The sequence below is a fragment of the Nostoc sp. NMS7 genome (genome assembly GCF_017115085.1).
Taxonomy (GTDB): domain Bacteria; phylum Cyanobacteriota; class Cyanobacteriia; order Cyanobacteriales; family Nostocaceae; genus Nostoc.
Window position 1 is genome coordinate 18,730 of record NZ_JABXKJ010000056.1, and the last position, 12,060, is coordinate 30,789.

The window sequence follows — 12,060 nt, forward strand, 5'->3', positions numbered from 1 at the left end:
ACTACAAAAAAGTAACTAGCTATTCGAGAAGTTGTAATGCTTACCGTACCTAGCTCAATTAAAAAAGTCTTTGCAGTCCGACTTACAACCCTCGTATCAATATCAACACTAATCCTTTTGTTGACTAACAGTGCATGGGGACAGCAACGGACATTACAAAAGAATTTGTGTGATCAACCAAGTGGTCGAGTTTATAGCACGGGCGATCGCTCCCTGAAATCGGGAAGATATTTATGTCTGGGAGAGCGGATCAGTCCTCAAAACGGAAGTGCAGTCAAAGTACTTTGCTTCTTAAATCGAAAATTTCTGTATTTGAAGCAGAGTACTATTTTTAATGCACAAATATGTGCGCCACCACCTAACGAAGCTGTACAGTGTTCAGTGTTAAATATAGTTCCTTGTCCACATGACTACAAGGGGCCAGATGATGAAAAAAACGCGCCAATTGTAACTAGTCCTTACGGTAGTTCAATTATAAATAATAGGCCACAAATTTCTTGGCGCTCAGTAGCAGACGCTGATAGCTATACAGTAGTATTAAAAGGCAATGGTGTTGAGTGGGAAGCAGATGTAAAAAACACTACAACCCTACCATATCCGCAAGAGCAAAAAGAATTACAGTATGGCAATACGTATACAATCACTGTAATTAGTAACCACGGCGATCAACCCCTGAATTCTAGTCCCTTAGTAGTCCATCTTTTACCTGTTAATGATGTTCAGCAGATTTCAGATGAGGTTAAGCAAATCAATGATCTCGGATTGTCGGCTGATGAAGCCGCTTTCCGCGATTTAGATGCTATATATATGTCAAAGCTTCTTTTAGATGAATCAATTAAGACATTAATTGCACGAGTCCTGGCAGGTAGTCAAAATCCAACTCTTTACAGACTGCTAGGCGATCGCTATTTAGGAGCGTTGTTACCAGATGAAGCGGAGCAAACTTATACCATAGCAGCTCAATTAGCCTTGAGCAGTGGTAAAACATCTGAATTATCAAAGGTACAATCAGGGTTGAAATTGGTGAAATGGTTGAAAAGTCCTTAACCTCGATCGTGAAATTAGAGCCAACCGCCAATAAGTAAGAATGCTGCCCAGTGGGAAGGGTGTTGGTATTGAGGGTTTGATATCAGTTGCAATTGTGCAAGACGTAGTGCCTCGACTTTAGTCAAACCATCTTTCAATCCTTGATAAAATACTTTCATCAGTAAAGCGCTGGAATCAGCATCTACTTGCCAGAGAGTGGCTATCGTACTTCTGGCTCCGGCTTGTGCTGCTACTCCAGCCATTCCTAATGCTGCTCTCTTATTACCTTTGGCTGTTTGGCAAGCACTCAAAACTAATAACTCAATTCCTTCTTGGGTAGACTGAGTTTTTTCTTTGAGTAAATCATTAAATTCGGAAACAGTAATTGGTTTATCCCAAGCAAAAATCATTGTTCGGTCAGGAACAGAACTAAATTGAGCGTGAGTAGTTAGGTGAATTATTGAAAAATCATCTGTACTCAATTCTTTATCTAGCATTGGGCTAACAAAATCTTCGTTTAACAATACTTTTGAAGAAGAAATTCCTTTTTTTACATTTGCTATTTCTACTTCCACCCCTGGCAATACTTTGAGTCCTTTGGGAGCATTTGGAGCGTAAAAACTAGGGCTAATCTTGCTGAGTCCAGCAATGAAAGCTCTTAATTGTTTCTGTTTTAAAAGTCTAGGTGGTTGCATTCGAGAACCCAGAGTACCTGTAATACCGTAGCGCTCAATCAGATAATTTTTTCCATCATGAAATAAGCCCATCGGTAAACTTTGTAAAGATGCATCTAAAGTAAACACTAGTGTTCCTGATGTGGGTAAATATTTTATAGGTGCAATCAATAAATTATAAAGTGCTTGTGAATGCTCAAGAATCACATCTGCACCAATATAAGCAAGATTCTTGTCTTGTAAAGTGTCTACAAGATTATTAATATGACCTCTAATTAGCTGAGATTCAATAGAGTGGTGATGAAGAGGTTGTTTAGGAGATTGAGAGATTACTTCTACACTATCAACTAAGTCGATTATATGAATAATTGTTGGGCTAGTATCTAAGTTTTCAATTTCATTGAAAGCCGCCAGATTAAGCTTGCGACATTGAAGATAGTTTTCCAGTTCTGCTATTTGCAGCTTTTCATTAGTCTTAATTATTTGTGGCAAATTTGGGTTAGAATCTGTTAGGAGCAATCGCATATATTCACGATACAAAGGCTCCACTTTTTCATGGAATGAGAACTGTAAATCTGTATTAGTTGACAAAAGATTGTTGCGAACTAAAGTGACATTTTCAATTGCTGCACTATATGCTTGTAGAGCTTCCTTATATTTTCCCTGCTCCTTGTACAAAATTCCTAATTCTTGCTGCCATTGATAGGCAAGATCCCATGCATGAACTGATTGAGCCAATCCCAAAGCCTCTTCAAAATATGGTTGTGATTGCTCTAGTTTTAACTTCCCTAAAGTGCCTAAACTCTCTGACTGTAATCTCTGACTATTAGTACTTTTAGCAGTTTGTAAAGCAGATTCAGCATATTCAATAGCTAGTGAATGGAACTGTTGGTCTGGAATTTTATTCAGACTTTTAGAAAAGTTCAGCTTGGCATAAACAGAATAGCTGGCTGGTAATTGAGAAAATGTCGAATGATTTTTTAAAAGCAAATCTACAGCAGGCTGTATCTGTTGAGTAATTATAGTACAAAGGGAGGCTAATTTTTTATTACCTAATTTGGACTCTACTGCTAACCATTGCTCAAAGTCTAACATTAAGCTCAGGTGATGTAATTGAGCTTGCAATTGTACTTCCTTTGGAGTATTTAAGCTGTTAATCAATTGTTGATAAATATTAAGTGAGTCAAGTGCCTGTTTTTGAATCAAATTGACAAATTCTTTCTGAAAAACGGGTTCTTCTATTTCTAAATATTGATTTCGTGCTTGCTTGTAGATATCCTGCCTAGTACTACCTAATGAAAGCAGAATCCCACTAGTGTCAAAAGAGGGTATCCACTTAGCAGCAGATAATATTTCTGACAAGACTTTTTTTGATTCATCAAGCTTGCCCAACCGACGCAAGACTTCTCCCAAGTTGTGCAATCCGAGTAATTTTACGGGTGAAAGAGTTTGCTTATTAATGGTTGCCGTCAGCAGTTTTTCCATCTTATCAGTAGGTTGCTGTGGCTTAGTGGCGCAAAGAGAAGCATTTACGTCTATCTTCAAAGCTGACAATAGCGTATTACAAGCCCGATAATGTAAGCCCAGCGCTTGTAGAGCAAGATTCTGGTTGATTAAACTCCCGGTAATACCATCTTCATAGTGGAGTTTTTGATAAATTTTCGTAGCTTTTTGCCAAGTTTCAAAAGCCGACTCTGCTTGGCCGATATCCAATTGCTTTTGACCTCTTTGGGTCAGTAAATCCGCCTCTTTCTGTTGTTGCGCTTCTTTATTTATAGTTTGAGCGGAGATAAGAAATGGTTGGCTCACAACTATAGACAACCCGAAAATGACTAGCAACAAGTACTTGAACCAATGTCGGAGTCTAATCATCCTTTTGAGTCGTTTTCGTCACTGGTAATATTCTTGATACATGAGATTCTTGAGAACACGGGCTGGCAGACAACGAAGCATTAGGAACGACAGTATTGGGTTGTTTTGCCGTCAAAATAAAATTCCCATCAGAATCTTGTATCAAGGCTTGGGCTTCTATGATTTGTGTTGGTTCTTCGCTTGAGTATGACTTTGGTTCCTCTGAATTATTAATAGCTTCACCTGAAACCAAGTTACTCTGCCAACTCAAATAGCTAGCTGGCAGGTCGTTAGAACTAGTTGGAAGACCGTTAGTACCAGTAATGACCAATTTACTCTTAGCTACTGCCCCTGATCGTCCCTGACAAACCGATGCAATCTCAGGAGTTGCACGAATCGCTTCTGGTTCTGCTTTAGCCTGCACAGGATTAGTAAATAAGGTGTTGATCTGAATCGTACCATTCAATCCGAACCGTGAACTAGCTGTAATTTTGCTATCAGGAGAAAGGAATATTCCTTTGGTGTTGATTCTGATATTACCGCCTTGCCCTTCAAAAGCATTCGCTGTGATGCTGCTATTTTTGATTGCAACTAAAATATCTGTGTTGATGATGATGTTGCCGCCGTCACCATTAGTACCTTGTTGTCCAGCAGTCGCAGAAATACTGGCATTGTTTAGTTGAAAATATTTTGAGTTAACAGCAATATTTCCACCTTGACCAACAGCAGTAGTAGCGGTAAGACCTCCGTTATTTGAAATGTTGATTGTATCAGCGTTAATATTAATTATCCCAGCATTGCCAGAACCATCATTCTTGACATTAATTAATGCGCCATCTAGAATATTTAACTTGTTAGTATTAATCGTTACATTTCCCGAATCTCCTCTCAATTGTGAAGGCAGCAGATATAGCTCTTGAAAAGTTTTATTGGAATCAATAACAGATGAATTTATGAGACTGGGATTTAGAGCGCCTGGAACTCTACCTATTACATCGATAGAATCAGAAGCATTAATGATAAGGCTATCAGCTTTCCCAGTTGAGCGAGTAGAAGTATTAATTATTCCGCCATCCCTAACTGTTAACTTTTTTGTATTAACTATTAATTTACCACTATTACCACTGTTATAAGTTGCAGTAGCTAAAGAGCTTGGAGTAAAAACATTTGGTACTACTCCAACAATTTCTACAGAGTTATTAGAATTTACAGTTACATCCCCTCCAGAGCCACTTCCCAGAGCTAAAGAACCAATAATACCCCCATTTTTGGCACTTAAAATTCCTGTTGAAAGGACTAGATTACCCGCATTACCAGAGCCAGAAGCTCTAGTAAGAAGAGTACTAGAAAGCTGTGAAGCTCCCGATAAGTAACCAATTACTTGAGTAGATTCAGGAGTATTAACTGTCAAGTTACCACCTTTGCCAGTCCCAAAAGTTGAAGTTAGGATTTCTCCACCACCTTCTACAGATAAATTTTTCGTAACCAGAGTAAGATTGCCACTATTTCCAGAGCGAAAGGTTGAAGTAATGATATTACTAGGTAGTTGAACAATGGAAGAGGAACCGTCAGCAACTTGAGTGAATTCGGAAGCATTCACGAAGACATCGCCCCCCCTACCTACACCATAAGTTTTAGCAGCTATTGTTGCTCCATCCTGAAGAATTAGATTTTTAGTTGAAATTTCGATTTTTCCTCCATCTCCTACTAAAGTTTCATTAACCAAGCTAGTAGGGATTGTTCCATTCCGAGAAGTTCCTATTATTCTCAATTCTTTAGAGGCATTTACAATAATGTCACCTGATAATTTCTTCCCTTGGTTTTGAATTAAAAATATTGAGCCACTTCCTAGTTCCACATCAGCAGCTTGTACTTGAATAGAACCACTACCAAAGCCACTAACATCTGCTATTGACTGTTGAGATAGTTGAATATTTTTGAAGCTAACGGCATCTTCATAACTCAAATTCCAACCATTAGAAGCTGGATTAATGTGTACTATTCCTTTATCAACACTACCTAACTCAATTCGCCCTTCACTTGCCTCAAGCTTTCCTCCCTCTAAAGTTACGTCACCACCCACTAAAGCTAAAGTCTTTTCTGGTTTGACGCGTAAGCCATTTGAGCTAATGGTTCTAATAAATGGTGAAAATGGGCTATTGAGAGTCAGATTGTGTCCTGTACCTTGAGCTTGAATTACGCCTGGATTACCATCAAATCCTAAGCCAAGAGGTGCGGTCACTGTTAATAAGGGTTGATTTTGTGGAGTTTTTGCGCTGAATTGGCTGCCATCAGCAAAGTTAATCCTGTTAGCAGTGCTAGCTAAGAACGAGCCACCGATATTTAGGACAGCATTGGGACCAAGAATAATCCCATTAGGATTAATTAGAAACAGGTTAGCGCTGCCGTTAGCTTTTAGTAAACCATCAATGTTAGAGATAGATAAACCAGTTACTCGACTAATAATGTTTTGAACATTTGAGGCATTATTAAAGTAAGCGGTGCTACCTGTGGATAGAGAAAATTGCTCGAAGCTGTGAAATAAGTTATTTCCTGCTTGCGTTCCTCCAGTAATATTGCTTGTATTGCCTTGTGGCGTAACTATAGAATTGACAGGTAATGTATTATCTGGAACAATCTGTGCAATCGCCGATGAGGATAATAACACATAAAATAGGGAAGCTAAATGCTGACAAAAAACAAAAGAAATATTTGATTTTTTTTTCATCTGAGCTTTTAATTAACTCCAGTGAGCAAAACTTCTCTTTTGTAACTAAGTTGACGGCGTTACATCACGACGAAATACAAATAAATTATTTGTTGCACCTCGTCCTACCCTAATTTCTTGATCTAAGTAGGAGGTTATCCATAAAGCTTCTTTCTGTAGGAATTCTAATACTGGTATTTTTAACTCAGGAAAACTCCAATTAGACAACGCAAAGGGTTTTGTCCCTTGTATGGAAAATGAATTAAAGGACACTGTGGCAGTTTTCTCATCCGTACCCGTACCCCATTTCCAATGTCCATTAGCTTGTAACTGCCACTCACCTAAAATGGGTAATTCAAGCTGGGCGCTATTAGAGGCTGAGATTTTTCTAGTATTACTGTCACTAGCCAATGTTTGCCACACGCGTTTAATTTTGATTACACCCAAAAAATCTGGAATTGATTCAATCTGGCGTGTGACGATTGTCCCACCAGATGCATACACTAATTGCCAGTTACCTAGTAGAGAAGGAAGATAGTTAGGCTGAAGTGGTTGCGGAATAGGACTTATGCCCTCCAACTGTTGTATAAGTTGATCAATAAGTTCGTCAGAGGTTGGAAATAGGCTTTGCTGTAGTCCCAATTTATCTATACGTAATAAAAGCTCAGTTTTTAAACCAAATCTCGCTGCATTATCCTCTATCATGTCTATATTTTACTTCTATGCTTGAAAGTTATTGTCAATAGCAATTATTACTAATCACTGATGTTTAGATGTCATCAAACGTGAGTATCTTGGAAAATATTGTGAGCAAAATCATCGTTATGTAAAAATGTTACAAAGTCTTATGTCTTTGTCATCAATGCTTGTATAGATGCGAATGGCATACTTGAAAGAATTAGTTATTGCTCACTCTGCGTTATGATTTGATTGTGAATCTAAAACCCCTGATTTCAAGTAAAGGCAAGTTACGCTTGTTTACTTCACAAGTATCAACTCGGACTAGCAGATACTAAAGGAATACTACTGAACGCACAATTTAAATATAAATTAGTATTTGCTACAACTATTGAAATTCAGAGATTTCACTGAGGGACAATTACAGCACTTAAGCACTTGATATTTGGTTATTAACTTCAGAAAAACTTTACAACAACTAATTTACATTAACAAGTTAAAGTCAAAAATTCTACACATATCTTCATATTATTAGTTTACTTGCTATATAACCTGAGTTCGGGATAATAAATCCTCAAAACCCTTGATTTCTCATTGTTCGGTCTAAAGCTCTGTTTTAATCTATTCTCGATAAGGCATATTGTTGATATTAGTCTCATTTGTGAACTTTATTGACAAAATGATCCACTTTAACAAAGTTTGGGGGTTTAATTCCCCAGCAAGACAGGCAGAAAGTTTTGTGGCTCTTTCTAAATCCCCGTTACAAAACTGTACTTCCGACTTCCGACTTCTTTAATCGCTTATTTTATCACTTAGAGTTTTGCTCAATCCTTCCTTACAGAATAAGCTTTTTAGCTTCTGGCTTAACTCGATCTCAGGTTATATACTTAGCTAATTTCCTGACGAATCACGTAAATGATGGCACAATGGTAAGTGCTAGTGCTGTTGGTATTGGTGAATGGAGTGCAGAGACGGAAACCGTACCAATACAGATAATGGAGAGCGGTAACAGTGCAAGTAAAACAGAGTGTTCTTCAATCTTCATCTTCATCTTCATCATAATCGTAATCATCATCACCATGTTCTTCGTACCACTTTTTCTCTTCAGCTAAGTCCCTTTCTCTCTCTATCATTTTTCTTTCTAGAATTTCCCTTTCAAGCCTTTCTTTTTCAAGCCTGTCTCTCGCTATCCTTTCTTTTTCAAGCCGTTCTCTCTGTAGCGTTTCTCTTTCTACCCGTTCTCTCTCAAGCTGAATTAATCGCCGCTCCACTCGTCCACAGTAGAAATCCAAAGCTTTACCTGTGGCTGCTCCGGTAATCGCACCACCAGTTAAAAATATTATTACAGTTTTCCAGCCTTGAATGGGATTACCACTCCACTCCAGAGTACCCTCATTGAACCATACCAGTAGAAAGTAGACGAGAATTCCAATAACTGTATTGATTAGTGCAAAAGTTCTCGGTGTCATCTCGGTTTGACGAAGTATCAACCACTGCGCCAAGCTGAGAATCACACCAAAGATTACCGCAGCAATTCCTGACAGAATAATATTACCTGGGAAAGTGAATGGATCTACTGCCAAGTTAATGATTAGTGGCACAGTAACCAGGGCAGAGAACAAAAAGCCGATAAATAAGCTAGCACTAATCGCAAGAAACCAGTAGCGACCGAGATAACCCAGGCGAAATTCTAACAACCACTCTTGTACTCCAAACAAAGTCATCCAGAATGCAATACCCGCCGTCAAATAATCAAGCATTAGCCGTTGTTTTACCCATGTGCTGAAGAGGGTATTTTCTAGAATACGCCCAAACAGTATTTTGTTGTTGTGGTGGCTCTGGTGTAGTGTTTTTTTTTTAATAATTGGTCTAGCTGGCAATAAGATTCCCTAGCGATCGCATAGTAAAAGATATTGTAGATAGGATACGCGAAAGGACGAAAGTACCCAATCCTTACCATTACCATATTGGTGAAATATGCATTTTCTTGCCAAAGGATAACCCAGACTGGCGACAAGGCAGTCGATTTAATTAGAGCCAGTCGTACTTGACAAACTATGACGACCAACTATCAACAGAGGTAATCATGGAAACAGCAGATGTAATTGTGATTGGAAGTGGTCAGGGCGGAGTTCCACTCGCAGCTGACGGGAGCATCATCAGGTCGAAACGTCGTTCTATTTGAGCGCGATGCATTGGGAGGCAGTTGCATAAACTATGGTTGCACACCTTCTAAAGCCTTTCTAGCCGCTGCCCATGCCGCAGGTCGCGCTCGACAAGGGGCAAAGTTAGGCATACACGCGCTCTTTGAAGTCGATTTTTCTGCGGTGATGGAGCGTGTGCGTAGTATTCGCAGCCAGTTTAACCAGGGTACTAAGCGGCGACTAGAGAGTGCAGGGGTTCGAGTCATCTGCGCTGAAGCTGCTTTCACCGGAGAGCGAACTGTGAGTGGAGGAGGTGTGACTGTGCAGGCTCCGCTCATTGTTATCAATACAGGGACATCCTCTACTCTTCCTGACTTTCCCGGTTTAGCTGGAACGCCTTATCTGACCAACCGAAATTTCTTTGATTTGCAGCAGATTCCGCCCCGGTTGCTCGTGGTCGGCGGTGGCTATATTGCCCTGGAGTTAGGGCAGGGAATGGCGCGTTTAGGGAGCCAAACCGAATTGATTGTGCGGGGCGATCGCTTGCTGGCTCAAGAAGAATCCGATGTCAGTGCTGTGCTTGCTGATGCTTTTGAGCAAGACGGAATTGGACTGCATTTCAATGTGACGGTTCAGCAGATTGCTTACACTAACGGTGTGTTTACCCTAACGCTGAACAATGGTGAAGTACTAGATGGAGAAGCATTGCTGATTGCGATTGGGCGCAAACCGAATACCCAGGCATTAAATTCTGCGGTGACAGGCACTGAATTAGATGCACAGGGTTTTATTAAAATCGACGATCAATTTCAAACAACTTGCGCTGGGATTTATGCGATCGGAGACGCTGCCAAACAGCCTGCTTTTACCCATGTTTCTTGGGAAGACTATCGTCGCTTGAAAGCTATTCTGTGTGGCGAACACCGGACACGCAACGATCGGGTGTTAGGCTATGCCGTCTACACTGAGCCACAAGTGGGTCGAGTGGGTATGACGTTAGAGCAGGCTCACAAACAGGGCATTACTGCGAGCGAAGTCACCCTGCCAATGGCTCACATTGCCCGTAGCATTGAGTGGGGGCACGATCTGGGTTTCTACCGCATGGTCATCGACACACACACAAATTTGATTTTAGGAGCAACGCTGGTTGGTTACGAGACGGCTGAACTGGTGCATGTCTTTTTGTCACTTATGGAAGCTAAAGCAACGTGGCAGGTACTCGAACAATCGGTTCACATTCACCCAACTTACGGTGAGGCATTGCCCAGTCTCGCAAGGCTACTCGTTGGAGATGATATGCCAACCTGTCCCAATATGTAACAAAGCAGCAACCAATAACTACTAACTTGAATATCGGCGATCGCTTCCAGATATCTGCAAGAGGTCGCTTTAGTAAAGACCCTTCAAATTGTTTCCCTGATTTACTTATTGGTAGTAGGAAGGAGAGCTTTTCACCCAGACATTTTGGTTGTGATAAAAATCACCACGCTGTTCTAGTGTAAACCCACCCAGCAATAATCCTAACCATACTTCTACCATCGGCATTTTTAATCCACCTTGGAGTTGAGTTAAAGAAATTTCACCTTTGACCTGTTTAAGATATTTTGCGATGTCTACGACGGGCTACGCCTACGCGCTCTGCCATTTTTCTACATCCTCATCTGATGCCAAATTGCGGACATCTTCTAAAGTTGTTACCTCATCAAGCATTGCCAAAACATTCGCTTTTTCAACAGGTGCTACTACAGAATCACCCGACTCAGTAGAATATGAAAATTGGTGTGGGCCGTGTGGTTTAAAGGTTTGTGGTGTTTCCGGTTCAATCAAATCATCTAAATCCAGATGCATTGTTGTCCGCACTAGACCAGCAAAGAGATCGGTGCTAATAATTGGCCCCAAAAGACTATTACGATCGCGGGTATCTTGCAACAGCACTTCGGCACGAAACTTAAGAATATCCGCAATTTGACTGAAGGCAAGCGCTGCTGTTGATAACTGTGCCTCCAAGGGTAATTTTTCAAGCTCCGCATCTAAACATTCCCACATCGGTGCTAGTGTTGATGTCCCTGGAGATTCGGACAACTCATCTAATACATCCCAGATGGTCATATCAAATTCAAAATTCAAAATTCAAAATTCAAAATTCAAAATTCAAAATTATTTGGACTCATTTTGTTTAGTTTTCACTACTATAGCTGCAATGATTTTGATAATTTCTTCATTCTCTGTAACAAGAGGCAACAATTTATGTTCTTCAACAATAACAGTAGTAATTAATATTCTCAACCAATATTTTGTTTCTTTAGCCTCTTTTAAAGCAATTTGTAATTTACTTAGAAAATCAGCTTTACTTTGCGCTGATTGAGATTCTGCTACGTTAGAACCAATAGATGTTCCAGACCTTATTAGTTGTTTGTATAGAACCCTGCCTACTCCAGGTTTTTCATCTAAAATTTTACATAGATTAACAATTCTTACTGCAAAGTTAAATGTTCTATCTGTAATATGTTGATGCTGATTCATTATTATAAAAATTGCCTTTATAATAATTATCCTATCCTGTTTAGTACGTAATTACTAATAATTTTGAATTTTGAATTTTGAATTTTGAATTACTATTCTGGATGCAAGGGGCAAGGCCGCACTGGGCAGTAGCTTGAGGTAATCTCAAACATATCCTTATATTGATATAGTGAAACACCATATTGTTTAGCAAAAGACTGCAGAGCCGCCCAACACACTGGCTCCCCATGAGTGACTGCCGACGCAAAGGTTAGCGCAAAGATACGCAGAGGTTTTTTAAAGATAATTTGCTATGTCCCAAAATAATTAGGCGCATCTTCATCGAGAATTGGTATAAAGATTTCTTAATTCTTTGCGTCCCTCTGCGTTTACCTCTGCCCCCTACCCCTGCGGGAAACTCCTAAGAAACACATTCCATAGCGTTGGAAATAGGGATGAGTTCTAAGCCAAAAGCTTG

9 protein-coding genes are annotated in these 12,060 nt (G+C 39.8%); 2 read left to right on the forward strand and 7 right to left on the reverse strand.

The window, feature by feature from the left end:
- Positions 1-120 precede the first annotated feature (120 nt).
- A complete protein-coding gene (locus HWQ38_RS04495; protein WP_292790347.1) occupies positions 121-1,047 on the forward strand; it encodes a hypothetical protein in 927 nt (308 codons plus the stop codon).
- Positions 1,048-1,061: 14 nt separating this feature from the next.
- Here the strand turns inward: HWQ38_RS04495 and HWQ38_RS04500 are convergent, their stop codons facing one another.
- From HWQ38_RS04500 to HWQ38_RS04520, 5 genes are all read right to left on the reverse strand, one after another.
- Entirely contained in the window at positions 1,062-3,509 is a 2,448-nt protein-coding gene (locus tag HWQ38_RS04500; protein WP_292790349.1) for a CHAT domain-containing protein, read from the reverse strand.
- Between the two features lie 55 nt (positions 3,510-3,564).
- The gene (locus HWQ38_RS04505) at positions 3,565-6,279 is read right to left on the reverse strand and encodes a filamentous hemagglutinin N-terminal domain-containing protein (RefSeq protein WP_292790350.1); all 2,715 of its coding nucleotides are present in this window, start codon (positions 6,277-6,279) and stop codon (positions 3,565-3,567) included.
- 45 nt (positions 6,280-6,324) lie between these two features.
- Positions 6,325-6,963: a PAP/fibrillin family protein gene (locus HWQ38_RS04510; protein WP_292790352.1), complete on the reverse strand. Its 639-nt coding sequence runs from the start codon at positions 6,961-6,963 to the stop codon at positions 6,325-6,327.
- Positions 6,964-7,843: 880 nt separating this feature from the next.
- Complete coding sequence (locus HWQ38_RS04515) at positions 7,844-7,981, reverse strand: hypothetical protein (RefSeq protein WP_292790355.1); 138 nt, start codon at positions 7,979-7,981, stop codon at positions 7,844-7,846.
- The gene (locus HWQ38_RS04520; protein ID WP_292790368.1) at positions 7,971-8,816 is read right to left on the reverse strand and encodes a hypothetical protein; all 846 of its coding nucleotides are present in this window, start codon (positions 8,814-8,816) and stop codon (positions 7,971-7,973) included. The genes HWQ38_RS04515 and HWQ38_RS04520 overlap by 11 nt, the downstream gene beginning before the upstream one ends.
- A gap of 237 nt (positions 8,817-9,053) precedes the next feature.
- Between HWQ38_RS04520 and HWQ38_RS04525 the strand changes: the two genes are divergently transcribed.
- Positions 9,054-10,400 (forward strand): FAD-dependent oxidoreductase, encoded by a 1,347-nt coding sequence (locus HWQ38_RS04525; protein ID WP_292790366.1) that lies wholly within the window; start codon positions 9,054-9,056, stop codon positions 10,398-10,400.
- A gap of 309 nt (positions 10,401-10,709) precedes the next feature.
- Here the strand turns inward: HWQ38_RS04525 and HWQ38_RS04530 are convergent, their stop codons facing one another.
- Together HWQ38_RS04530 and HWQ38_RS04535 are read right to left on the reverse strand one after the other, a co-directional pair.
- Positions 10,710-11,207 carry a hypothetical protein gene (locus tag HWQ38_RS04530; RefSeq protein WP_292790357.1) on the reverse strand — a complete coding sequence of 166 codons (498 nt, stop codon included), beginning with the start codon at positions 11,205-11,207 and terminating at the stop codon, positions 10,710-10,712.
- 30 nt (positions 11,208-11,237) lie between these two features.
- Positions 11,238-11,603 carry a four helix bundle protein gene (locus HWQ38_RS04535; protein WP_292790360.1) on the reverse strand — a complete coding sequence of 122 codons (366 nt, stop codon included), beginning with the start codon at positions 11,601-11,603 and terminating at the stop codon, positions 11,238-11,240.
- Positions 11,604-12,060: the final 457 nt, after the last annotated feature.

Excerpts from the sequence above, each read along its gene's own strand:
- HWQ38_RS04505 (WP_292790350.1), bottom strand. The coding sequence starts at position 6,279 with ATGAAAAAAAAATCAAATATTTCTTTTGTTTTTTGTCAGCATTTAGCT.
- HWQ38_RS04510 (WP_292790352.1), bottom strand. The coding sequence starts at position 6,963 with ATGATAGAGGATAATGCAGCGAGATTTGGTTTAAAAACTGAGCTTTTA.
- HWQ38_RS04515 (WP_292790355.1), bottom strand. The coding sequence starts at position 7,981 with ATGAAGATTGAAGAACACTCTGTTTTACTTGCACTGTTACCGCTCTCC.
- HWQ38_RS04535 (WP_292790360.1), bottom strand. The coding sequence starts at position 11,603 with ATGAATCAGCATCAACATATTACAGATAGAACATTTAACTTTGCAGTA.